Below are 23,288 nucleotides of genomic sequence, written 5' to 3' on the forward strand. Positions count from 1 at the left end.
TCTCCACATAAAAAATCAGTCAGGTATGCGCTGCTTCTCATCAGGATCTTGCCGAATGGCAATAACGACATATACCAAGGACAAGGATATGTCGTAGTGATTCAAGCAGTGATAATTTGCTCAAGAGTCTTGAGTTGTGCGGACTATAGCCCTTTCTATCAAATAGATACAATGAGAAAAACTGATACTGATGAATGAAAAGATTTATGAAGACAGGGAAAATAATGAAAGGATAATTATTCGCATTTATTGTAGTTGAAATCTAATAGTTCATATCAGGTTTTGAATGCAATTAAATTTAAATGATTGTTTTTAAATGATTTACTGGAGTTTGGATAACCATGAGTTTAGTATTAAAATTATTAGGCTAATTATTATAAGAGATCATTAAAATTACTATGCGGTATATGCTATGCCGATTTTATAGCGCTTAAATTTGGCTGAAAATGTCATGAGATAACCCAATGAAAAAAATCAACGCACTTAAGTCAGGTGATGAATTCAATAATAAACAAATTTGTGAGATTTTTTGTTGTGGCCCACAAGGTGGCATGCGCCGATCACATAGAAAAAACGCCTTAATACTCGTTTCCAATCACATAAAGTCTATTTATGAGGATAGATGGGACGGGAATATTCTCCATTACACCGGTATGGGGTCTAAGGGTGATCAAAGCTTGAAATTCAGCCAGAATAAGACTCTTTTTGAGTCTAAATCTAATGGTGTAAAAGTTCACTTGTTCGAGGTGCTTAAAGACAAAAAATACACTTATGTCGGGGAGGTTGAGTTAGCTGATGAGGTCTACACCGAGAAACAACCAGATATCGAAGGAAATGAGCGCTTCGTTTATGTGTTTCCGATTAAATTAGTAACAGGAACGCGTATTGTCTCAAAAGATGACATTTGCTCTATCTATGAACATAAAATACGTAAGGCAAAAAAACTTGGTTCAGATGAGCTTAAACGACGAGCTAAAAGTGCCCGCAGAATCTCAGGACGTTCTACTCAGATGTCGATTCGATATGAACGTAATGCATATGTTTCTGAATATGCCAAACGTATAGCTAAAGGCATTTGTCAGCTTTGTTTAGTTCCCGCACCGTTTTGTAATTTACAAGGAGAGCCCTATTTAGAAACTCATCATATTGAATGGCTTTCAAAAGGGGGGTTAGACACGATAGAGAACACGGTTGCATTGTGCCCAAATTGCCATAAGAAGATGCATATTGTTGATGCGGATAAAGATAAGGAACTCCTTCGTCAAAGAGTCATTGAGCTGTAGTATTGCGCTCTATATTTTGTGTTTTAGCCTGTTTGGGATAAAAACAAGAAGTATCATTTTAACTTCAATTCGACTTCTTGTTTTTCCATTCAAATCATTACCAACGTTTGATTACCAATGAAGTATTAATCCCGCCGAAAGCAAAGTTATTGCTTTGGATAAACTCAGTCTGGATTAAACGCGGCTGGTGTATAATGTAATCCAGTTCTCCGCAATCCGGATCAACTTCATTCAGGTTGATGGTCGGTGCGAACCAGCCTTCATTCATCATTTCAATACTGAGCCATGCTTCCAGAGCACCACAGGCACCCAATGTGTGACCGAAATAGCTTTTCAGTGAGGAGATCGGCGTTCTGTTACCAAAGATGTTGGCAGTGGCCTGACTTTCCGCGATATCACCACGCTCAGTTGCTGTACCGTGAGCGCTGATATAACCAATATCTGCAGGTTGAAGCCCGGCTGATTTTAGCGCCATTTCCATACAAATTTGCATTGTTTCTGATTTTGGCTGGGTGATATGAGAGGCATCACAGTTAGTGGCAAACCCGATAATTTCACCGTAAATTTTTGCACCACGAGCTCGGGCATGTTCCAGATCTTCGAGAATAAGGGTCCCTGCGCCTTCGCCAATCACCAGACCGTCACGATTAGCATCAAATGGGGAAGGTGTTGTTTTTGGTTCGCTGTTTTTCTGGCTGGTGGCGAATAAGGTATCAAATACAGCGGCTTCTGATGGACACAATTCTTCTGCACCACCAGCAACCATTACGGTTTGATAACCATTACGAATGGCTTCCCATGCATATCCGATGGCCTGACTGCCAGAGGTACAGGCACTTGAGGTTGGAATGACTCTGCCACGTAGCCCGAAAAACAGACCGGTGTTGACCGCAGTAGTATGAGGCATCATCTGCACATAAGTTGTACCGGTAATATTATTGGTGTGTTTTTCGGTCAGCATGGTGGCGAATTCACTGACGGGTTTAGTACTGCCTGTTGAAGAACCATAAGCAATACCGGTTTCACCATTTGTCAGGATGGGATCGCCAATTAGCCCTGCCATTTCAAGTGCCAGCTCAGTTGCCCGAGTGGACATCAGTGAAACACGTCCCATAGAGCGGATACGCTTGCGGGTATAGTGATCAGGCAAAGTAAAATCAGTAACGGGGGCGCCGAGATGAGTATTAAGCCCATCATATTCTGCCCATTCTGGCATTTGCTGAACTGCATTCACGCCGGATTTTAACCCAGAGGAGACCGATTGCCAGTCGTGCCCCAAAGCGGTGATCCCCCCCATTCCTGTGATGACTACTCTGCGGGTCATAGCATTCCTCCGTTGACCGAAATTACCTGACGGGTGACGTAGCCTGCAATATCAGACATTAAATAGCTTGCAAGCCCAGCAACTTCATCTGCCTGTCCCATGCGTTTCATCGGGATCATATTCATAGCTTCTTTTAAAGCGATTTCTTCAATTTGGATCATATCGGTATTGATCAATCCTGGTGCAATGCAATTCACGGTGATTTTTCGTTTTGCTAGTTCGATTGCAAGCGCTTTAGTTGCACCGATAATACCAGCCTTAGCAGCACTATAGTTGACTTGTCCACGGTTCCCCATCAAACCGGAGACGGATGACAACGTGATAATACGACCACCCTGACGCAGTCCAATCATTGGCATCACACAGGGATGTATCACATTGTAAAAACCATCCAGATTAGTATGAATAACACTATCCCAGTCACTTCCGTCAAGCATTGGGAATGCAGCATCTTTAGCGATACCAGCATTACAAACAATGCCGTAGTAAGCTCCGTGTACTTCGATATCTTTTTCTAACGTTGTACGGCAGGCACTTCGGTTTGAGATATCAAAATTTAATATCCGTCCATTGCCACCATTAGCCTGAATCTGTTCCAGCGTTTCTTCCGCGCCTTTCACATCGCGGTGATAATGAACAATAATGGTGAATCCATCTGTTGCTAATTGGCAGGCAATTGCTCTACCGATCCCTTTGCTGGCACCAGTAACTAAAACTGAACGCATTATACTGCTCCATCCCGTTTAAATAATTGTTTAAGTTCTTCTTTTTCTGGTTGGTAGGTATTCAGTCGGCCTGTTACCAGTACGGTACCGTTACAGCTAACTTCACCTTCAAAGCTACCGAATTTTTCATCCTGCAATAACAGGTTCATTCGAATATCCAGAATACTACCGTATGTGAACGCTGAAACCTGATTGCGCACTGCCCTACCGCCAAGCAGCATACCCAGAGATGAATCCTCTTCCTGCCGTTCTTTGCGATGCCAGCCAGACCAAACTCCGACAGTTTGTGCCATCATTTCAATAGCAAACCAGTTTGGCAGGTTCTTTTCTGTGTTAAGGAAAGGTGCCAGTACACCTTCATGGTTAACTGTTACCTGACAATGCACGCTTTCACTGGAGACACTAATAACCTTTTCCAATAGCACCATCGGAGTTTCGTGGGGGATATAGTGATGAACAGGTAAATAAGGGTGAGTGGGTGAGTAGTCAGACATTATACAGCTCCTAGAATCAGGCTGGTGTTATTTCCGCCAAAAGCAAAGGAGTTGGACATGACAACAGGTTTTTCTAACGGTACAGGTTGTGTCAGAAGGCCACAACTTGCCAACGAAGTATCTATGCCTGAGCGGGAGAAATCCTGTGCTGGTAATGGTAATTTTTGGTTCAGCAATAGCCAGCATAAACCGGCTTCACAGGCTCCTGCGGCACCGAGGGTGTGGCCTGTCAAATGCTTGGTTGAACTGCATGGTACTTTCTCACCAAAGATCTGATTGATAATCAGCGATTCCATCTGGTCATTGAGTTTTGTCCCAGTTCCGTGAAGGTTGATATAGCCAATCTCTTGTGGGGAGAGTCGTGCATTGCTCAATGCCATATTGATGGCTTCTGTAGCTCCCTTTCCTTCAGGATGAGGGGCTGACATATGCCAAGCATCACTAGATTCCCCAGCACCAAGTAGTGCTACAGAGTGAGGTTCCCGTGTCAGCAGTAATAGGGTAGACGCTTCGCCGATAGTGATGCCCTGACGATCTTGGCAAAATGGCTCGCATAATGTTTCCGAGAGAGCCTCAAGGCTATTGAAGCCGTTAATCGGCATACGGCTAAGGGTATCCGCACCGCCCACAATGGCCACATCTACCATATCCATTTCAATTAGACGCTGACCACTGATAATCGCCCGTGAACTGGATGAGCAGGCAGTGGAAATGGTAAAAGCCGGTCCTGCCAATTCAAGGTAATTGGCAATAAATCGGGAAGGATCGCCTAGTTCCTGCTGATAATAGTGATAGGATTCATCGGATTGTTGATTAACTGCTCGGTTAACATGAGTATCTCCTTCGTTCAGGCCGGAAGTACTTGTTCCCATAATGACTGCGACCCGCTCCCGTCCATATTGTGCTATGGCTTTATCCACTTGGGGTTTTATCTGCATTAAGGCAGCCAGTAATAGCCGATTGTTGCGGCTATTATGCTGGTGCAAATACGAGGGAATAGCAGGCAATTCAGTATCAACGCCTCCCAGACAGCAGGTTTTATCAGGTTGTAACCAACCTGAACGTTCATACATGCCGGGAGCGTGCCCGGAAACCAGATTCAGTGCAATGTCATCTACATTATTACCCAAGGCATTTAGCATGCCTACGGCAGAAATATAAATCATGTTTTACTCTTCTAAATGCTGAATGGCGATGTCATAACCAAAAATAAACTGCCGGACGTGTACCGGATACCGTCTGCCATTTTGGGTATCATATTGAATTTCAGTAATTAAATGACCTTTATTATCATGCAATTGTCTGATGTTATCCGTGTCCTGTAACGTCCATCCTTCGGGCAGGAGTGGAAGCCATGAAGAAACCGGCCAGTAACTGAGCATGATATCGGCCAAAACCTGACTGGCAGGCGGAATTTCCGGTAGTACCAGAGATTGTTCCGCATGGATGCCATTATGGTCATAAGTCAGTTTGAACAGACGAATGCCCAGTGATGATAAGCCAGCTAGTGATAACTGGTCTTCACTAGCGTTTAGCAGAACAATTAATGACTGCTGTTTGCCTTTCACTGTTGCGGTCAATAATTGCTGTTCATTGATGGCTGGTGTGATACCCGGTGCAGGAAGTGAGACACGCACACCCGGTTTCAGCCATGCTCTGGGAGAGCCATTTTCCGGCAAATTAGTACAGGCTGCCAGCAGACATACCAGTGGCAGGATAAATAATCGCATCATGCTTTTTTGTTCCTTTTGGGACGTTCAGGCATTGCTAGTGGTGAAAGTAGAAACGCCGTGAAAATTCCGCTACATAATACAATACCAAAACTACTGATTGCTTGAGTACTGCTGAATACAAGCATGCCCAGAGTGAGCAGTGACGTGCACATTGCAACGGTGATTGCCAGTAGCGAAGTCAGTGGTGTACCACGAGGATTGCTGAAAAACAGGGTATAGTTAATACCGATCCCCAGAACTAGTACTAGTGCCAGTATTGAGAATAGATTGAGACTGTAGCCGCTGAAGCCGAGAACAGCCAGTGCGCAACCGAGTGATAACAGAGATGGCAGGATACTGACCGCACCACAACGCAGGCCAAGCCTGATCATGTAACTGACTCCGATTAAGATAATAGAACCCACCAGCAGCCAGCCGAGTATGGTGCGATAAAACTGGAACATCTCATCGAATGCCAGTTTGCGATCGACCCAACTGATACCGGTTTGTTTCTCGGCTAACTGACGCATAAGGATACTGTCTTTCACACCTGTTACCGGAAGCAGAATCCCACTCTGGCCATTTGGCAACGTAATCCACATCAGGCGCCAGCCCTCGCTGACCACACTGTTGAGCCAGTCATCAGGCATGACAGTCATTGGGTGTAAATCCGGCTGTTTTACCGGCAGCCCTGTTTCTGTCAGACGTGCCATGATATTTGGAACAGCAGCTTTGAGTAGCTTCAGATCTTTCTGCTGCTGAGCAAGAGAAGATAACGGCAGCCGTTGATAGTTTTCGAACGTACCTCGCTGTTTTTCCAACTCCAGTAGGGGGATAAAATTTTCCAGACGTTGTAGTGTCTGTTCTGCATTATCGCCATAAACAACAAACCATTTCTGATCACTCCTTTGTCCGGTTAGTTCGGCGATACGTTTTTCCTGTTGGTGAATATCCTGAGGTAGCGCTTGTAGCTGAGCGATATCATCATTGATGTGTAAACGAGAAATACCGATTAGAGCAAATAGAGTCAGAGTGACAGGCAGCCCGATGTAAAACAATTTGTTACGTCGCCACAATGCCAGCCAGCGCATTAGCATAATCATCGCCGGGATTGGGCGAACGGGCAGATTCTTAGCCAGTATGGGATACCAGCAGATCACTGTCAGGCAAGAAGCGGTTAAGCCCGCAGCAGCAAATACAGCGAGCTGACGTAAACCGGGGAAGGGAGCAAACATCATGATTAAATAAGCAATGACGGTTGTTGCCAGTGCCATCAGCAGAGCAGATAATACTTTGCGCATACTTTGCCACGGATTAACTTCCTGCCCGTGAACCATACGCTCGGTCAGATAATAAATCGCATAATCAGCAGAAATACCGATGATACTGATGCTCATAACCAGTGTCATAAAGTGAAGTTCACCGAATATACCCAGTGTCACAACTGTGCCAGCCAATGCACCCATACTGATGGAAAGAATACACAACAGCAGCGGCTTAAGGGAACGAAACACACCGTAAATCAGCAGTAGCACACCCAGTACGGTTGCACTGCCCAGTGTGGAAATATCATGTTTTGCCTGCTGACTGGCATAATCACTGTAAAACAGAGTTCCCCTTGAGATCACTTTTGCATCAGGGAAACGAGCTTCCAATGATTGCTCCAGCTTACCCAGTTCAGTGACAGCCTGATGTGCCTGCTGCATATCAAACGAAGAGCCATTCAGTTCAGCATGGAGCAGATACCAGATCCTTCCTGTACCGTCTTTGGCTGTTAGCCAGCCATGCTGTAGCCGTAACCGACTGGATGTCTGCTGAAGAGCCAGCTGTGATCCCCTGACCAACATCAGTGGGTCATTGCTGAGTTCTTGCCCACTGACACCTGAGAAAGTTGAATAGACCTGAGACAAAATCCAGTTTGCCTGTTGAATCCCCTCTGATTTCAGCCGGTCACGGGTCGTAGGATCAAGCATGGCATTACGGTGCTTGTAGTAAAAAGTACCCCATTCTTGTTGTTGCTCTGCATTTATCGGTCCTTTGACATGAGCCAAAAACGGTTTTTTTTCCAGCTGTTCCTGCCAATACTCAGCTGGTGCTGAATTATCTTCCGTTCCAGGGCTGACCATCCACACCAACTGGCGATCAAGCCGCTGCATAAATTCATCTTTTAATGCCGGCGGCATATCTCCGGCGCTTTGTGCAGGTAGGAGTGCCAGCACGCTGGTGGACAGACGCGATTGTGGTAGTAGGATCGCTGATGAAACCACGAGAAGAGTGCATATCAACAGCCAAAATAGTGCCAGCAGACGCGGATTAAAATTTGAAGTGTTGCTCTTCTTCATTACTCAGCATCTCTGGTGTTAAACGGTGTTTGGAAAAAAAGAGTTCAGTGCGATCACCTTGTTTATCGAGCAACAGAATCGAATTGAGATTGTCTTTGCCTTTTAGGGTAATGATGGTGAACAGTTTATCCAAAGGGGATGTCTTTGGTGTGAGTTCCAGTTGCCATGTTTCCTGTCCAAGTTCTTTGAACTCAATTTTAAAATTTTCTTCCAATACAGCCCGATCTGCCTGAAATAGAGCACGCATCAGGTGGTTGAACTGAAACATTTGAGGATTTGAATCCGCAGTAATAACCTGAGGTGCTTGCCCTACGATAGCCTGAACCATGCGGTTGTCATCCAGCACTAAGGTGAGAGGAAAAGGTTTTTGCTGATGCCACCAAAGCCCTTTATACTGAGCGACCAGCATTTCACCGCTGGAATTTAGTGGTTGAGGCATACCCTGAATATGGCGCTCTTGAGTGAACTCAGCCCGTACTACAGGTTGTGTAGAGAAGCGTTGTTGCAGTTCTTCAAGCGTGACGGCATGAGCACAGTTATTGATAGCTAGGCTATTAATAGATAATAGAAGTATTGCCAACCAGAACTTTCTCATGGTTTGACTCCCATTCGTTCAAACAGAATATTCGGGCTGACAAAGGACATTTCCTGAGTTTTCTCTGCAACTGCCACCTGAATGGTGTAACCCGTTGTTGTTTTGCTGCCGCTTTCAGCATCAAAAATTTGATAAACCAGCTTTAGACGGTTTTCAAACTCTTTGATGGTGGCTTGTACACGTATTTTCTGACCGAATTCTATTGGGCGACGATATTTAATTTTTGCATCAACAACCGGCCAGACATAGCCTGATGCGATCATTTCACGGTAGCCATAATTGAGCTGTTCCATCAGTGCTTCACGAGCAATTTCAAAATAACGAAAATAATTACCGTGCCAGACTACGCCCATCGGGTCGGTGTCATGGAAGGGTACGGTTAATTCAACCTCGCTGCTAAAACGGGGCGCTGTCAGCATTCCTTACTCCTTGGCTTTATTTGTAGGTAATTGCCAAAAATCGAAAAAGTTAAACCAATCAAGCGGAGATAACAGAGCATAATGCTCGAGGCGAGAGGCATAATGATCAACCGCCTGCTGTAATGCCTGTTCTCTCTGTTTACGGGGAAGTTCCAAAGGATCGGCGAAAGGTTCACAATAAATTCTGAACCGGTGATTTTGCCTGAGAGCAAACATCAGCAAAACCGGGCAGCGTAATACGGATGCCAGAATAAACGGCCCTTGGGGAAAAGGTGCTGAATCGCCAAGAAAAGGGCTCCAGATGACTCTATGCGTACTGATACGGGATGGATTAACGGCGATGCGATCACCGACAATGGCTACCCATTCCCCGGCTTCAATTTTTTCTTTCAGCAAAATAGCGGTATCTGCGCCTATATCGGTCACTGGCAATAAATTAATACCCGCCTGTGGTGAGACTTCTTCAATGATTTGCTTAAAACGCTGGGCATGTTCAGTAAACACCAGAGCATTAATTGTCCGCTGTCCGGCATGCTGAGCCAGTGCCCGGCAAACTTCGATATCGCCCAGATGAGAAACCAGCAACAGTTTTCCGCGAGAATCGCCACCTAAAAGAATATCTTCTGCACCATCAGAAAACTCGATATCTTTGCCCCATTTCAGATCACCGCGCCAGCTTGCTATTTTATCCAACATGGCACCACCAAAGCGCAAATAATGGCGGTAGCTGTTAAGCCCGGAAGGAATAGCAATCTTTTTGTGCTGCATGGTCTGTTTCAGACGGATAAGGTATTGCTGTGATGCCTGACGTTGTACTCCGCCGGTTGCCCAGAAATAACCGACGACTGGATAAAGTAACCATTCAAATGGCTTGCGTCCGAGGCTGCGGTAAACTGCCAGCATAAACTTCATGCCAGCTAAACCCTTACGCTCTTTAATAGCAGACCAATGACGTCGATTACCCCACCAGTGGCTAAATAAAGAACGCTTACGCCATAATAAAGCAGGAAATCGTGGCAACATGGCAAAAAACAGACGGGTATGCATCCAAGAAATACTGAGGTTGTCGCGTAAAGCATGAAAATGGGATAGCCCATTTTCGGGATAAGTCACTTGTGTCGGGACAAATTCACTTTCCGTACCCTGCCAGTACAGGCGGACCATAATTTCAATATCAAAGTCCATCCTGCGTCCGATACTCTTTTTTGTCAGCAAATTAAGTGTGGGAACCAATGGATAAATCCGAAAGCCGCACATGCTGTCTTTAATGGAAAGAGAAAGGGTTTCTATCCAGACCCAGAAATGTGTTATATAACGCCCGTAAAGCCGAGATTTGGGCACTGAGGCGTCATATTGTGGCAGGCCGGAAATCATACGATCCGGATATTGCTGAGCTTTGGATAAAAAAAGCGGAATATCCTCAAGGCAGTGCTGACCATCTGCGTCAACTTGTAGAGCGTGACTATAGCCAGCGTTTGCTGCTGCCCGCATTCCAGCCATCACAGCACCACCTTTTCCCTGATTTTGTTCAAGGCGGATTAGAGTAACATTGGGTGTTACCGTGGCCAGATTTTCGAGGCAATGCTGTGTAGTTATGTCGCTGCCATCATCAACGATAAAGCAGTGAAGCTGATAGTGGGATAGCTGTGCCAAGACAGCGGACATCGTTGCCCCATGGTTATAGCAGGGTATAACCACGCATGGTGTAATCGTGTTTGTGCTCAACGACATAATTTGATTTTTCCCTGACTTGCCGTTTTGTACTCGCCACTATCAGAAGATTCCACATCATACTGAAAAGTAAGCCGATGCTTGGTTTCTTCCCAGTGAATTTTTAAGCGCAGATTATCTTTGGGTTGCAGAGGTAACTGAAATTTCACCATCTCAACAGAAGCGCAATCCCAGCCCGGAGCCAGCAGAGTCTGTGCATAATGCATAACCCAATCGATCTGAGCGACACCGGGTAAAAGTGGCTGAACGGAAAAGTGACCGCGAAACCAATTCAGGTCAGTATCTAAATACAGGCGAATAATGGCCTCGTTTGGAGCTGGTTGCTCAATATGGGTTTCAGTGGGTTTCATTAAATAGTTCCTGTAACTCAGGCCATGAGCGTTTACTTTGGGCATTCAGGGGAATAGCAGTGGTTACTCGCCAGTAGCGAGGTAGCGCAACAGGTTCCAGCCAGGGCATGAGCTGACGGCGCCAACTCTGTGAACACTTCCCACTACCTTGTTGGCGATAGTACTGAAATGCTTCATCATCTAAAACAAGGACAGCTCCAATATAGCTGCGTTTCCCTCGATTGATGATCAGTGCTGCAGCATCGATAATCCCATCGATTGCACATAAACGGTGTTCAATTTCAGACAGAGAAATGCGTTTTTCTTCGATCTTAACTAAGCGATCTCGACGCCCCTGAAGTGAGAAACTCCCCTTTTCATCAAATAGCAGTCGATCATCCAGAACTATTCCATCTGTAGCAGAAAGCAGGGGGGAGTAAACGCGTAAGTTATTTTCCTTATCCTGCCGGAAAGAGACGCCAGCGAATGTTTTCCAGACTGCATGTTCTTCCCGGCGAGCTCGCCAGGCTATAATGCCTGTTTCGGTACTGCCATAAATTTCATTTGGGGTGGTCTTGAGCCATTGTGTGACCCGCTCTGCATCAGCAAAATTTAGTGGCCCTCCGGCTGAAACGACGAAAGAGCAGTTTGGGGCAGGAAGGGTATCATCTAATCGTTGTAGAAATGCTGGACTACTGATCAAAGCGTAACGTGTCAAAGGTGCTTGTGGACACTGGGTTAACTGTTCAGGAAATTCCACCATTTTACGCTCGAATGGTAAAGCAACAGACATTGGTAACCAGATTCGGAAAGTTAAACCATACAAATGCTGGTGGCTGACTGATGCGCGGATAACACAGGATTGCAGTCTGTCCAGCCATAAAGAAGCTAGCCATTGGGTTTCGAGATCCATCACAGTCACGGGTTTGATGACTTGTTTAGGTATTCCGCTGGATCCAGAAGTGAACATGACCAGTATTGCATCCGGGGATATATCAGGTAACGTTGTTTCAGAGATAATATTGCCTTGCTGAGGCGAAAAAATTTGCCAGCATGGGCAAGATAATTTTAGGGATAGATCGGTCAGTACACCATCAAAGCTGGATTGTTGTTCCTGTAGCTGTGCTTCACGGCAGTGTCCTGGAATGACCGGTGTTTTTCCGGCATGCAGAGTAGCCAGCAAGGCAACACAGAAATAATAACTGTCATCAAAGCATAATGCCCAGCGAGATGCAGTATGGTTTTTCAGGCGATGACAGAGTACCGTAACATCCTGCCGGAGTGTACTCAGTCTGATACAGTGATTGCCCCAGGTAATGACTCTGTCAGAGCCATTACCTGCTGATAACCATTGGGATACAGGAAAGGTTTTCATCTCTTTTTCACACGTTGGCGTACCAGCCATTCAATAACGATAAGCAGCCCAATTAGCAGGTAACTGATCATGCCATTCCATAGTGTCCATAGTGTCATATCGTTATACAGGCAAGTACCGAGAGCGGCTGTGCCATTTAAAATAAAAAATAGGCACCAGATGTAAGTCACTCTGCGCGTATAGACGATACCCTCAGGAGGCAAATTCGGTTCTTTGAGCCGGGCCAGCCTTTCCACAACAGGAGGCCCGTAGTACAGCGAACCGCCAAAAAGGGTAAGTAAAACGATATTAACGACGACTGGGTAGTACATCAAAAGCTGGTGATCACGCAGGATAAAACTGGCCAAACCCAGTGAAATTCCGGCAATTGACAGTATCCAGCCAGTATTCCAATTTATGTTTTGCAGCTTATCCGTTTTTTTTCTGCCTATGGTTTTACGACTTAGTAATAAGCGTAAAACAAAAAACAGGATGATAACGGGCAATACGATATTAAATTGCCCATAGCTGACCATCGCCCATACCAAAAATGGCCAAGCGATTAACATTACGGTATTGGCAATGCCAAACAATAAAGTCAATAATTTCAATTTCTTACCCGGCGTTTCCCTGCTGTATATTTCAACGTTTTAATACATTAAAGCCTTATGGCTGATAGAAATTACTCTTCTTGCAGCAGCTGCTCGACGGCATCCACCACATCTTGAACGGTGCGGACAGATTTGAATGCTTCGGGTTTAATTTTACGCCCTGTCTTTTTCTGTAAATGAACAACCATATCAACAGCATCAATGCTGTCGAGTTCCAGATCTTCATAGAGGCGTGAATTAGGCGTGATATCTTCGGGAGAAAGCTCAAACAGTTTGACCAAAAGTTGTAAAATTTCCTGATAAATTTGTTGTTTTTCCATGAGTGACTCTGCTGTTATCCCTGTTGTGACTCGATATAAGATGACAATGTAGCAACAGAAGAAAAATGCTGACGCATATCTTCACTTTCGGCGGATAGCACAATGCCATAGCGGGTTTTAACCGCCAGACCTAACTCCAACGCATCAATGGAGTCTAATCCCAGCCCATCACCGAACAGAGGTGCTTCGGTTTCAATATCAGCAGGGGTGATATCTTCCAGATTCAGGGTATCTATAATGAGTTGTTTTATTTCGATCTGTAAGTTTTGGTTTAGTTCTTGCGTGTTTGATTCTTGCATTATTGTATCCAACATCTAGTAATTTGATGGTGTTAATAACCGAGTGAGTTGACGATTGAGTTGGCGGGCAGCAATAGCGTATCCGCTCTCTATATCGGCAGAAAAATCCTTATTGGCGAGTTGCTCACCAACGGTAATGGTATAAATCGGTTTTTTGGGTGGGATTTGATACCACTTACTTTTTTTATCCAGCATCTTTTGGCTGCATGTAATGTGTACAATCCGGACATCACATTCACAGCGGACCGCAATATTGGCTGCACCGCGCTGGAGTGAAATAGGATGACCGGGCGTTGTACGCGTCCCTTCCGGAAAAATCAAGATATTGCCACCGGTAGTCAGCCTCTCGCGGCATGCAGGTAGCAAAGTTTCGGCATCACTGTTGATGAGATAGCGAGCGGAGCGAACCACACCACTGAGAAAAGGGTTACGTAGCAGTGCAGATTTGACGATGCAATCCACATCCGGCAGATTCGATGCCAGGATGACGTAATCCAACAAAGTAGGGTGATTGGCGACGATTAGGCAGCCTTTATCTGTGCGTAGCTTATCTGCACCATTAAAGTGATAATCCAATACTCCCAGTTTTCTGGTTAAAAACAGGAACAGGCGAAAACAGGTTGAGATACTACGCCGTGCGATACGGAGCCGTTTCTCAGCATTACGCTGAAAAATTAATAATAAATTAAACCAGATCAGAGAAAGCAATAACCCACCAATACCAAACAGGGCAAAACAGAACCCAGTCATCAGCAGGCGCCAAAGCCAATTAGCCTGCTCAGTTATGCGGTCTGTTATCTTTCCTTCCATACTATTTGCTCCTGTTGCTCCAGTGCCATGTACAGTGATCTCCAGCGACGGTAAAGCGTGGTTTTCCCTTTAGCCAGCCGTGTAAAAACTGAAGGCTCTGGGGAAGGGCAGGCTCTGTCTCCGGTGACGGATGCTTTTCACAATGCAGGCTATTTCCTTGCGCAAAAAGCAATGCAACAGCGAATGGATAGGTGGGCGTATTTTCATCTATCTCATTGTGGTAGAAATCAGGGATCTTGCCGTCAAAATCGACAAGTAACACGTTGTTATAACCAGCATGATGCAGGGTCGCGACTTCAAATAACCCCTGCTGAAAACTGTCAATTCCGGCAGAAACTGAAGAAGAAACCAGCGGTGCTTTGGCAACAATAGTAAGGTTCCCCACAGACGAATTATGAACTGACATGGCGAAGTTAGTTGGGGAAACAGGTTCGGTTTGTGCCAGATTCATTAGTATCTGATAATTGCGCTCCAGTTCACCATGGCGGCTGGTATAGACTATGGCATCCACTTTATTCCGGCGCAAAATGCTTAAACCACAATCTACAGCTAGGCGGCTGCCCGAATTGAGACGGCGGGCAGTCATCATCGGGAGCTGAGAGCATTTTGCCAGAGGGTGTGATCCATCTATGGCAGTAGGTGAAATGGCAGACCATTTTTCCCATTCTTCAGGAACAGAAAGGCCCGGAGCTACGGCTTGCCAATCTGTAATATCCAATGTCAATTTCATGAAATACCGTCAATTATTTTTTCTTGCAAACCAGTAGCGTATGCCCAAGCCCTAACTGATTAATTTTGTTTTCTACTACAAATCCGGCTTTATCGAGGAATTGATTAAAGTTGTCCATACTATAAAAACGGCTATTGCCATTTGCCATGCAGGTAAAATAAAGCGAAGTTGCATTGAGGCTATAAGCAGCCGCTTCAAATGGTTGACAGTCCCAGAATAATTCCATGATGCATACTCTGGCATCTGGTTTCATTGATGCAGAGATCTTGCATAAAATATCAATAATCTGTGTTTCGGAAAAACAATCGAGGAACTGACTCATCCACCAAATATCGGCATCTTTAGGTAATTCACAATCCGATAACATATCAACAGGGTGGCCTGAAATACGTTCAGCCATTCCCTGACTGCGGATATTTTTTTCAGCCAGTTCAATTTGCTGGGGTAAATCCAGAATAGTGACGCTGACTTTACTGTCATATTGGCAACAGCGCAATGCCCATTTTCCTGTATTTCCACCAACGTCATAAATCAATTTGGGATTCAGGGAAAAAATAGCTTTTAATGCTGCATTGAAAGCAGAATCAGAGTAAAAATGGTCAAATGAGAACCAACTTGTTTTAGCTGGCTCTGGTAGTTGGCTGAGAGCAGGATAAATGGTTGACCACTCACCAAATACTTTTAAACCGGCAGGCTTATTTTCTTGCAGCGATTCTTTAAGATGAAACAGGCCTTGGTAACATACGTCCTGAGTAAAATCCATATTGACGCGAGTCATTTTGTCATGCAACAAATAATGACCAATTTTACTGAGGAAATAATGATCATCGCGCTTCAGGATAATTCTGCCACTTAACCCCATATCCAATAAAACACCTATTCCATAGCTGTCTAATTTTGAACCATTACAGATTTCATCTTTTGTTGCTCCCTCTTTATGGTGTTTATCCAGAAAAGATAAGATGCCAAAATCACGTAGGCAAATTGCCGTCTGAAATAGCATGGGTGCAAAAGCAATGCGCTGAGCTTCAGTAATTGCTTCAAACGCACTTAAATCATCTTTGTCGTAATTATGGGGAGTGGTCATATATCCGTATATCCAGTGGAATATTTAAACCCTAATAGAATTAGGGTTAATGTGTTGATAGGGCTACGTTCGCGTGAAATACGCCAGTAACATGGAGAAATTATTGGTTAGCCATAGTAGCTAAACGCACTTGAATGTCATTATTCAATGTATTAGTCCACATATTATATTTACGGTGGATCTTTCCGTTTTTAGCCTTTAGTCCTTTACTGCTGACATAGTGAATAGAATAATTTTTATTCGTATAGGTAATACGTATCTTAACTTCGTGCCCACGAGTATTCAGTAATCCGTCGATAACGCCCGGAGAAACTTCATTCATTATCCATTTACGTTTTTGCCCTGCCTCAAGGATCGCTTTTTTCACTGTAGGCAGTGAATTTTTTGTCACGATTGTGGTTTGTTGAGTATTTATTGGGGTTGTGCGGGCACAGCCGGCGAGCATAACGACACAGGCCAGACTAACTAATATCTTGGATGTTGTTTTCATCATTTTTCTCTTTTGGGGTCGGGATGGATCACAAGCAATATGTCTATTTTCGACGCTATATTAAATAAATAATGATGATATCGCTACACTTACTGCCCACCCTTAACTGAACAGTGATTTGTTGAGCATTAATTGACTCGTTGTTATTGCTATCATTTATAGATAGTTCGTTATAAAAGTTTGTTTGTAAAATGAAATTGTTTATATTTACCTATAATTTTGTAATTTGACAGGTTAAGTGAAATATAAAAAATATACTGATATTTTAATAAAAAGTTGGACGCAATTTATTCTCTCTCTAATAATGATCATTCATATTTATTCTCTATTTTTATTCAAGTGATTTATTCACCAGATGAATAATAATCACCATATTTATTCTTATTATTGCCATTCATTTTCTTATCGTTAATCGGCTGAGTTAAAAGTAAGCACCATTATTGTTCAACTCATGAACCATCATAGTGCAAATGATTAGATCTCATCTTTTCCCCAACCTTAATTAGTTGAAAAAAAGCATATTACTATCTTGGCATGTGTATTGCTGTGTAAACCCTATTATATCTACAGGAGTACCACAGCATGACATCAATGACTGGCTGCACCTTAAAATACTGGCATGAGCGGATACGACAGGATGTGGAGTCCGTTTTTGCTTTACTGCGACAGCATCTAGATTCCTTTTTACCTGATGATAATGCCTGGATTTATCTTGCAACACCGGAACAGTTGCAGGCTCAAATTGGTTTACTGTTACCTGCCTATCAGCGTAGTCCCGACGCATTTCCATTATTCGGTATTCCTTTTGCCGTTAAGGACAATATTGATGTTGCTGGCTGGCCGACAACGGCGGCTTGCCCAGCGTTTGAATATATTGCAGATGAAGATGCGACAGCGGTTGCCAGACTAAAAGCGGCGGGAGCGATCGTCGTGGGAAAAACGAATATGGATCAGTTTGCAACCGGATTAGTCGGCACTCGTTCACCTTATGGCGTGGTTAAAAACAGTTTCAATGATCGTTATATTAGCGGCGGCTCCAGCTCTGGCTCTGCTTCTGTCGTTGCCAGAGGATTAGTGCCATTCGCGCTTGGGACGGATACCGCTGGTTCCGGACGAGTGCCTGCTGGCTTCAATAATATTGTCGGTTTGAAACCCACGAAGGGCTGGCTTTCCGCCAAAGGGGTTGTTCCTGCCTGTCGACTCAACGATACCCTGTCTGTTTTTGCCCTGACAGTTGAAGATGCTTTCAGTGTTGCGGATATTGCCGGAGGATTCGACGACAATGATGCTTATTCCTGCATAAATCCGGCATCTACTCCCGCAACATTGCCGGATCAACCTGTATTTGCTATTCCTGCAAATCCTGTATTTTGCCATGACACGATTGCCGAATCCGCATGGCAGAAGGCTTTGTACGAGTTACAAAACATGGGGGTAACTCTTCAGCCAATTGATTTCTTGGTATTCAGCCAACTGGCTGAACAACTTTATCAGGGCGCATGGATTGCTGAACGCACGACGGTTGTGAATGGCATGCTGAGTTTTCCTGCAATGATGGTTCCAGAGGTGTACCAGATTATTGCTGGTGGTAAAAAGTACAGTGCCGTCGATACGTTTAAGGCCGAATACCAGCGGGCAACACTGGCGAGGAAGATCCAGCATATATTAGCCGGCTTTGACGCCCTTATTGTTCCTACTGCACCAACGATCAGAACGATTGAAGAAATTAGACGGGAGCCGATTCACTATAATTCCGAACTTGGCATTTATACCAATTTCACCAATCTTGCCAATCTTTCCGCACTTGCTTTGCCTGCCCCTTTCCGAACTGACGGATTACCCGCAGGTGTTACCTTACTTGCACCAGCCTGGCATGACCGCGCACTCGCATCATTTGGTTTGCGCTGGCAGCAGCATCTTGCATTACCACTTGGTGCCACCGGCCAATTACTGGATGGGGAAGCAATGGTGCTACCACCATCCGGGCAGCATATTCGGTTAGCAGTCGTCGGAGCCCATCTTCGGGGCATGCCACTGAACAATCAATTAATCGAACGTAACGCCGTATTTGTTGAGGCCACACAGACCGCATGCTGTTACCGACTCTACGAACTAGCCAACACTCAGCCCCCCAAACCCGGATTAGTCAGGGATGACACAGGCGCATCAATCAGTATTGAGCTTTGGGATATCCCATTGGCCTATTTTGGTGCGTTTGTCGGTGAAATACCGCCTCCGTTAGGTATCGGTTCACTGGAATTAGCCGATGGTCGCTGGGTAAAAGGTTTCATCTGCGAACCGGTTGCACTGAATGGTGCAACGGATATTACCGCGTTCGGTGGCTGGCGTAATTGGGTTATCAGTCAGGAGAAAAATAATGTTTAAAACGGTATTGATTGCTAACCGCGGAGAAATTGCCTGCCGAGCTATTCGTACTTTGAAACGGCTCGGGATTGTCAGTGTGGCTGTATATTCAGACGCAGATAAAAATTCACAACATGTTAAAGATGCTGATATTGCATTGCCGCTAAACGGCGAAAAAGCCAGTGAGAGCTACTTGTGTATCGACAAAATTATAGGAGCAGCACAACAGAGCCATGCAGAGGCCATCTGGCCGGGATATGGCTTTCTGTCTGAATGTCTACTGTTTGCAGAAGCGTGTGAAAAAGCAGGTATTGTCTTTGTGGGCCCGACATCACATCAGATTGGTGAATTTGGCCTGAAGCACCGCGCCCGCGAACTGGCCGCAGAAGCAGGTGTACCGATGACACCGGGAACAGGGTTGCTTAATTCACTGGATGAAGCGCTTAGTGCTGCTGAAACTATCGGTTATCCGGTTATGCTGAAAAGCACTGCGGGTGGTGGTGGGATCGGCCTTAGTTGTTGTTATGACGAAAATGCACTGAGTGAGGCATGGGAGAGTGTGCGCCGTCTTGGTGAACAGTTTTTCAGTGATACCGGCGTATTTTTGGAGCGGTGTATCAGGCAGGCCCGCCATATTGAAGTGCAGATTTTCGGCGATGGTAAAGGTAATGTCGTCGCGCTGGGAGAGCGTGATTGCTCTTTGCAGCGCCGGAATCAAAAAGTCGTCGAAGAAGCACCGGCGCCTCATTTACCGCAACAAACCCGAACGGCATTGCTGGATTCCGCAGTGCAATTGGGCCGGCTGGTGAATTATCGCAGCGCAGGTACGGTGGAGTACATTTATGATGTCGAACAGGATGAGTTTTACTTTCTTGAGGTTAATACTCGTCTGCAAGTCGAACATCCCGTGACGGAATGCGTGACCGGGCTTGATTTAGTGGAGTATATGCTGCGGGTGGCGGCTGAGCTACCCATTGACTGGGCGGATTTAACGCGGACACCGGTTGGAGCTGCGATTGAAGTGCGGCTGTATGCAGAAAACCCACTGAAAAACTTTCAGCCCGCTCCGGGAGTCCTGACGGAAGTTAAATTCCCTGAAGGTACACGAATCGATAGTGGAGTGCGCACGGGCAGTGAGGTGTCTGCATTTTATGATCCGATGATCGCTAAAATGATTGTTCATGCAGAAAACCGGGAAAAAGCGCTGATCAAACTGCGTGAGGCACTGGATTCCTGCCAATTGCATGGCATTACAACCAATCTGGAATACCTGCGTCAAATTACAGCCAGTAAGTCATTCCAGCAAGGGCAAGTCTGGACCCGAATGCTTGATAGTTTTGAACCTCAGGCAAGTGCTATCGAGGTTCTGCAAGCGGGAACCTGGAGCAGTGTTCAGGATTATCCCGGTCGGTTGGGGTATTGGGATATCGGTGTTCCGCCATCCGGCCCGATGGATGATTTGGCTTTTCGGTTAGCCAACCGGATTGTCGGTAATCATGAGTCGGCAGCCGGACTGGAGTTTACGCTGGAGGGGCCAACCTTACAGTTTCATTGTGATGCATTGATCGCGTTGACCGGAGCAGAGAGTACCGCATTATTAGATGGAACAAACGTACCTTATTGGCAACCACTGAATATCAAGGCCGGGCAAATACTTGAGATAGGACGGGCAAAATCCGGCTGCCGTACATACCTTGCGGTCAGAAATGGCCTTGATGTTCCTTGTTACCTCGGAAGCCGTTCCACCTTTGTACTCGGGCAATTTGGCGGGCATGCTGGTCGTATCTTAAAAATTGCCGATATGCTTCCCATCTCACAGCCTGCCTTACCTGCCTGCACAACGCCTGCGCCAATCAGCCTACCGCAGGCACCTGAACCTGCCGCGATCCCCGTTTATGGTGATATATGGGATATTGGCGTACTTTATGGGCCGCATGGTGCGCCTGATTTTTTCGCTCAGGACTATATGGATGAATTTTTCTCCACTGAATGGCAGGTGCATTACAATTCAAACCGTCTGGGTGTACGGCTGACAGGCCCAAAACCTGTCTGGGCGCGCCCTGATGGTGGTGAAGCAGGTTTACATCCTTCAAATATTCATGATTGTGAATATGCGATTGGTTCTATCAATTTTACGGGCGATTTTCCTGTCATCCTCACCCGTGACGGGCCTAGCCTCGGTGGTTTTGTTTGCCCGGTTACTATCGCCAAAGCTGAATTGTGGAAAGTCGGTCAGGTCAAACCGGGAGATCGTATCCGCTTCCATCCCATCAGTATTGAAGAGGCGGTCACTCTGGAAGAGCAGCAAAATCGTATTATTGCCACGTTGAGATCAACGTCGGAAGCACCGTTAAAACTAGAACGAACGTTACAGATAGCAGAAGAAGCGCATTCTGGTGCCGTGCTGGCAGAGATTTCCGCCACCCATTCTGCTCCGGCGGTTGTTTATCGTCAGGCGGGGGATAACTATATTCTGATCGAATATGGTGAAAATATTCTGGATTTGGCGCTACGCCTGCGGGTACATCTGTTGATGGAAAAATTACATGCTTTAGCTGAACCGGGAATTAACGAAGTTGCTCCGGGTGTCCGTTCTTTGCAAATCCGCTATGACAACCGGCAAATTGAGCAGCAAAAACTCATTGCTTTGTTGCTCGATTTGGAAAAACAGCTTGGCAATGTCAGCACGATGAAAGTGCCATCACGCATTATCCATCTGCCGATGGCATTTGAAGACAGTGCAACACTGGGAGCAGTGAACCGTTATCAGAGCACGGTAAGATCCAGTGCGCCGTGGTTACCGAATAACGTCGATTTTATTCAGCGTATTAACGGGCTGGTTGATCGTGAAGCTGTGCGCCGTATCCTATTTGATGCCAGTTACCTGATCCTCGGTCTGGGCGATGTGTATCTGGGTGCTCCGTGCGCTGTTCCAATCGACCCTCGTCATCGTCTTTTAAGCTCAAAATACAATCCGGCACGTACTTTTACTGCAGAAGGAACAGTGGGTATTGGCGGTACGTATATGTGTATCTATGGCATGGATTCTCCCGGAGGTTATCAGTTGGTGGGACGAACCCTGCCAATTTGGAACAAATTTCTGAAAAATGAACAGTTCGCGGAAGATAAGCCGTGGCTATTGCGATTCTTCGATCAAATACGTTTTTATCCTGTTACTGAACCAGAGTTAGAGCAGTTACGGGAAGATTTTCAGGAAGGGCGTACAGCTATCCATATTGAAAATACGCAGTTTGATTTTGCCGAACACCAGCGCTTTCTGAAAGAAAATGCCGAAGATATTGCCTATTTTAAACTAAGGCAGGCAGTGGCTTTTGAAACCGAGGTCATGCGCTGGCAACAGGAACAGTTGGAGGAAGAGAGTCCTGTTCAGGATGGAGAAGAACAGTCACAAGAAGAACTTAATGAGGATGGTTTGCAAATTAGTGCGGATATGAGTGGGAATATCTGGAAAGTATTGGTCAAATCAGGCGATGACGTGGAAGAAGGGCAGCCGCTGATTATTGTAGAGGCCATGAAGATGGAGCTGGCCATTCATGCTCCACAGGCTGGCCGTGTTACAAGGATTAGCTGTCAGCCGGGGAGTGCGATTAGCCCCGGAGATGCATTGTTGTGGTTGGGTGCGGGAGATAGCTGATGTATCAGTGATATCACATAGCCGTAATAAATAATAATACCCTCGTCTGAGGGTAAACTACGCCTTAGTTAGCCTTCAGATGGGTAAAAATATTAGCTCTTCACACCTACTATTAAAAATATTACTTCAGGACACTTTATTGTCATTGATAATAAAAAATATGAAAATTTGAGTTGTCACTGTATGAAAAATAGATAGAGTTACTCTCTTAAACGGACGATTTTTCCATTCATCTCAAATTTTAGTTAAAAAAACATAGGATATCTATGCGTAAAAAACATTTAGCCTACTATATTATTAGTAGTTTGTTTGCACTATTTACAGTCATATCCAATATTCACCTTGCTTATATTGTTTTTCCTTCCGTTAATTTCGGTTTGTTCGGAAAAATATACCTTTTCAAAAAAACATTCATTATTGCTCTCGCTTTATATGTTATCATCCTTAACGAAATAGCAAGAAGAGAAAAAAGATGGAGTTTTTGCTTTGACTTGATTAAAGGACGAAAAGATATAGCGATAGAAAAAACAGATTTATTTATTATATTTTCAGTCTCTTTGACATTCATTTATTTTTCTTTCTTTATTTTAAATTCTTTTTCTTTATTACTAATG

The 23,288-nt window shown here is 45.0% G+C and carries 21 protein-coding genes; 3 read left to right on the forward strand and 18 right to left on the reverse strand.

Annotated features, from left to right (window positions below; translation table 11 throughout):
- The first annotated feature begins 464 nt into the window (after positions 1 to 464).
- The gene (locus tag AAC855_RS11240) at positions 465 to 1,283 is read left to right on the forward strand and encodes an HNH endonuclease (protein ID WP_340609672.1); all 819 of its coding nucleotides are present in this window, start codon (positions 465 to 467) and stop codon (positions 1,281 to 1,283) included.
- Between the two features lie 97 nt (positions 1,284 to 1,380).
- On the opposite strand, the gene AAC855_RS11245 is transcribed toward AAC855_RS11240, so the two are convergent.
- The 18 genes from AAC855_RS11245 to AAC855_RS11330 form a co-directional block, all read right to left on the reverse strand.
- Entirely contained in the window at positions 1,381 to 2,607 is a 1,227-nt protein-coding gene (locus AAC855_RS11245) for a beta-ketoacyl-ACP synthase (protein WP_340609673.1), read from the reverse strand.
- The gene (locus AAC855_RS11250; RefSeq protein ID WP_340609801.1) at positions 2,604 to 3,335 is read right to left on the reverse strand and encodes a 3-ketoacyl-ACP reductase FabG2; all 732 of its coding nucleotides are present in this window, start codon (positions 3,333 to 3,335) and stop codon (positions 2,604 to 2,606) included. Before AAC855_RS11250 ends, AAC855_RS11245 begins: the two co-directional genes overlap by 4 nt.
- Positions 3,332 to 3,826 (reverse strand): hotdog family protein, encoded by a 495-nt coding sequence (locus AAC855_RS11255; protein WP_340609674.1) that lies wholly within the window; start codon positions 3,824 to 3,826, stop codon positions 3,332 to 3,334. Before AAC855_RS11255 ends, AAC855_RS11250 begins: the two co-directional genes overlap by 4 nt.
- The gene (locus tag AAC855_RS11260) at positions 3,826 to 4,992 is read right to left on the reverse strand and encodes a beta-ketoacyl-[acyl-carrier-protein] synthase family protein (RefSeq protein WP_340609675.1); all 1,167 of its coding nucleotides are present in this window, start codon (positions 4,990 to 4,992) and stop codon (positions 3,826 to 3,828) included. The genes AAC855_RS11255 and AAC855_RS11260 overlap by 1 nt, the downstream gene beginning before the upstream one ends.
- A 3-nt stretch (positions 4,993 to 4,995) precedes the next feature.
- Positions 4,996 to 5,559, reverse strand: a complete 564-nt coding sequence (locus AAC855_RS11265; RefSeq protein WP_228858800.1) for a DUF3261 domain-containing protein — start codon at positions 5,557 to 5,559, stop codon at positions 4,996 to 4,998.
- The gene (locus tag AAC855_RS11270; protein WP_340609676.1) at positions 5,556 to 7,880 is read right to left on the reverse strand and encodes an MMPL family transporter; all 2,325 of its coding nucleotides are present in this window, start codon (positions 7,878 to 7,880) and stop codon (positions 5,556 to 5,558) included. Before AAC855_RS11270 ends, AAC855_RS11265 begins: the two co-directional genes overlap by 4 nt.
- Positions 7,852 to 8,475: a LolA family protein gene (locus AAC855_RS11275; protein WP_340609677.1), complete on the reverse strand. Its 624-nt coding sequence runs from the start codon at positions 8,473 to 8,475 to the stop codon at positions 7,852 to 7,854. Before AAC855_RS11275 ends, AAC855_RS11270 begins: the two co-directional genes overlap by 29 nt.
- Entirely contained in the window at positions 8,472 to 8,894 is a 423-nt protein-coding gene (locus tag AAC855_RS11280) for an acyl-CoA thioesterase (RefSeq protein ID WP_340609678.1), read from the reverse strand. The genes AAC855_RS11275 and AAC855_RS11280 overlap by 4 nt, the downstream gene beginning before the upstream one ends.
- Positions 8,895 to 8,897: 3 nt before the next feature.
- Positions 8,898 to 10,625: a glycosyltransferase family 2 protein gene (locus AAC855_RS11285; protein WP_340609679.1), complete on the reverse strand. Its 1,728-nt coding sequence runs from the start codon at positions 10,623 to 10,625 to the stop codon at positions 8,898 to 8,900.
- Positions 10,616 to 10,975: an ApeI family dehydratase gene (locus tag AAC855_RS11290; RefSeq protein WP_340609680.1), complete on the reverse strand. Its 360-nt coding sequence runs from the start codon at positions 10,973 to 10,975 to the stop codon at positions 10,616 to 10,618. The genes AAC855_RS11285 and AAC855_RS11290 overlap by 10 nt, the downstream gene beginning before the upstream one ends.
- Complete coding sequence (locus AAC855_RS11295) at positions 10,962 to 12,329, reverse strand: class I adenylate-forming enzyme family protein (protein WP_340609682.1); 1,368 nt, start codon at positions 12,327 to 12,329, stop codon at positions 10,962 to 10,964. The genes AAC855_RS11290 and AAC855_RS11295 overlap by 14 nt, the downstream gene beginning before the upstream one ends.
- Positions 12,326 to 12,877, reverse strand: a complete 552-nt coding sequence (locus AAC855_RS11300) for a COG4648 family protein (protein WP_340609803.1) — start codon at positions 12,875 to 12,877, stop codon at positions 12,326 to 12,328. Before AAC855_RS11300 ends, AAC855_RS11295 begins: the two co-directional genes overlap by 4 nt.
- 113 nt (positions 12,878 to 12,990) lie before the next feature.
- Positions 12,991 to 13,239, reverse strand: coding sequence for an acyl carrier protein (locus AAC855_RS11305; RefSeq protein WP_340609684.1), 249 nt, complete (start codon positions 13,237 to 13,239; stop codon positions 12,991 to 12,993).
- 14 nt (positions 13,240 to 13,253) lie between these two features.
- Positions 13,254 to 13,538 (reverse strand): phosphopantetheine-binding protein, encoded by a 285-nt coding sequence (locus AAC855_RS11310; RefSeq protein WP_340609686.1) that lies wholly within the window; start codon positions 13,536 to 13,538, stop codon positions 13,254 to 13,256.
- Between the two features lie 15 nt (positions 13,539 to 13,553).
- Positions 13,554 to 14,348 carry a lysophospholipid acyltransferase family protein gene (locus AAC855_RS11315; RefSeq protein ID WP_340609687.1) on the reverse strand — a complete coding sequence of 265 codons (795 nt, stop codon included), beginning with the start codon at positions 14,346 to 14,348 and terminating at the stop codon, positions 13,554 to 13,556.
- A 1-nt stretch (position 14,349) separates the two neighbouring features.
- Complete coding sequence (locus AAC855_RS11320; RefSeq protein WP_340609688.1) at positions 14,350 to 15,078, reverse strand: beta-ketoacyl synthase chain length factor; 729 nt, start codon at positions 15,076 to 15,078, stop codon at positions 14,350 to 14,352.
- Between the two features lie 13 nt (positions 15,079 to 15,091).
- Positions 15,092 to 16,165: a methyltransferase gene (locus tag AAC855_RS11325; protein WP_340609690.1), complete on the reverse strand. Its 1,074-nt coding sequence runs from the start codon at positions 16,163 to 16,165 to the stop codon at positions 15,092 to 15,094.
- A gap of 100 nt (positions 16,166 to 16,265) precedes the next feature.
- Positions 16,266 to 16,658 carry a hypothetical protein gene (locus AAC855_RS11330; RefSeq protein WP_241537924.1) on the reverse strand — a complete coding sequence of 131 codons (393 nt, stop codon included), beginning with the start codon at positions 16,656 to 16,658 and terminating at the stop codon, positions 16,266 to 16,268.
- Positions 16,659 to 17,237: 579 nt separating this feature from the next.
- Here AAC855_RS11330 and atzF point away from each other — a divergent pair.
- Both atzF and uca read left to right on the forward strand, forming a co-directional pair.
- Complete coding sequence (gene atzF / locus AAC855_RS11335) at positions 17,238 to 19,040, forward strand: allophanate hydrolase (RefSeq protein ID WP_340609691.1); 1,803 nt, start codon at positions 17,238 to 17,240, stop codon at positions 19,038 to 19,040.
- Entirely contained in the window at positions 19,033 to 22,674 is a 3,642-nt protein-coding gene (gene uca / locus AAC855_RS11340) for an urea carboxylase (protein WP_340609692.1), read from the forward strand. The genes atzF and uca overlap by 8 nt, the downstream gene beginning before the upstream one ends.
- The last annotated feature ends 614 nt before the right edge of the window (positions 22,675 to 23,288 follow it).

Source organism: Xenorhabdus bharatensis, assembly GCF_037996705.1.
GTDB classification, from domain to species: domain Bacteria; phylum Pseudomonadota; class Gammaproteobacteria; order Enterobacterales; family Enterobacteriaceae; genus Xenorhabdus; species Xenorhabdus bharatensis.

What these genes read in the sequence shown, in the direction of transcription:
- AAC855_RS11320 (WP_340609688.1), bottom strand. Translation starts at nt 15,078, where the DNA reads ATGAAATTGACATTGGATATTACAGATTGGCAAGCCGTAGCTCCGGGC.
- AAC855_RS11305 (WP_340609684.1), bottom strand. Translation starts at nt 13,239, where the DNA reads ATGGAAAAACAACAAATTTATCAGGAAATTTTACAACTTTTGGTCAAA.
- AAC855_RS11300 (WP_340609803.1), bottom strand. Translation starts at nt 12,877, where the DNA reads ATGTTAATCGCTTGGCCATTTTTGGTATGGGCGATGGTCAGCTATGGG.
- AAC855_RS11265 (WP_228858800.1), bottom strand. Translation starts at nt 5,559, where the DNA reads ATGATGCGATTATTTATCCTGCCACTGGTATGTCTGCTGGCAGCCTGT.
- AAC855_RS11240 (WP_340609672.1), top strand. Translation starts at nt 465, where the DNA reads ATGAAAAAAATCAACGCACTTAAGTCAGGTGATGAATTCAATAATAAA.
- AAC855_RS11285 (WP_340609679.1), bottom strand. Translation starts at nt 10,625, where the DNA reads ATGTCGTTGAGCACAAACACGATTACACCATGCGTGGTTATACCCTGC.
- AAC855_RS11290 (WP_340609680.1), bottom strand. Translation starts at nt 10,975, where the DNA reads ATGAAACCCACTGAAACCCATATTGAGCAACCAGCTCCAAACGAGGCC.
- AAC855_RS11310 (WP_340609686.1), bottom strand. Translation starts at nt 13,538, where the DNA reads ATGCAAGAATCAAACACGCAAGAACTAAACCAAAACTTACAGATCGAA.
- AAC855_RS11260 (WP_340609675.1), bottom strand. Translation starts at nt 4,992, where the DNA reads ATGATTTATATTTCTGCCGTAGGCATGCTAAATGCCTTGGGTAATAAT.
- AAC855_RS11245 (WP_340609673.1), bottom strand. Translation starts at nt 2,607, where the DNA reads ATGACCCGCAGAGTAGTCATCACAGGAATGGGGGGGATCACCGCTTTG.
- AAC855_RS11325 (WP_340609690.1), bottom strand. Translation starts at nt 16,165, where the DNA reads ATGACCACTCCCCATAATTACGACAAAGATGATTTAAGTGCGTTTGAA.
- atzF (WP_340609691.1), top strand. Translation starts at nt 17,238, where the DNA reads ATGACATCAATGACTGGCTGCACCTTAAAATACTGGCATGAGCGGATA.
- AAC855_RS11315 (WP_340609687.1), bottom strand. Translation starts at nt 14,348, where the DNA reads ATGGAAGGAAAGATAACAGACCGCATAACTGAGCAGGCTAATTGGCTT.
- AAC855_RS11280 (WP_340609678.1), bottom strand. Translation starts at nt 8,894, where the DNA reads ATGCTGACAGCGCCCCGTTTTAGCAGCGAGGTTGAATTAACCGTACCC.
- AAC855_RS11295 (WP_340609682.1), bottom strand. Translation starts at nt 12,329, where the DNA reads ATGAAAACCTTTCCTGTATCCCAATGGTTATCAGCAGGTAATGGCTCT.
- AAC855_RS11255 (WP_340609674.1), bottom strand. Translation starts at nt 3,826, where the DNA reads ATGTCTGACTACTCACCCACTCACCCTTATTTACCTGTTCATCACTAT.
- AAC855_RS11270 (WP_340609676.1), bottom strand. Translation starts at nt 7,880, where the DNA reads ATGAAGAAGAGCAACACTTCAAATTTTAATCCGCGTCTGCTGGCACTA.
- AAC855_RS11275 (WP_340609677.1), bottom strand. Translation starts at nt 8,475, where the DNA reads ATGAGAAAGTTCTGGTTGGCAATACTTCTATTATCTATTAATAGCCTA.
- uca (WP_340609692.1), top strand. Translation starts at nt 19,033, where the DNA reads ATGTTTAAAACGGTATTGATTGCTAACCGCGGAGAAATTGCCTGCCGA.
- AAC855_RS11330 (WP_241537924.1), bottom strand. Translation starts at nt 16,658, where the DNA reads ATGATGAAAACAACATCCAAGATATTAGTTAGTCTGGCCTGTGTCGTT.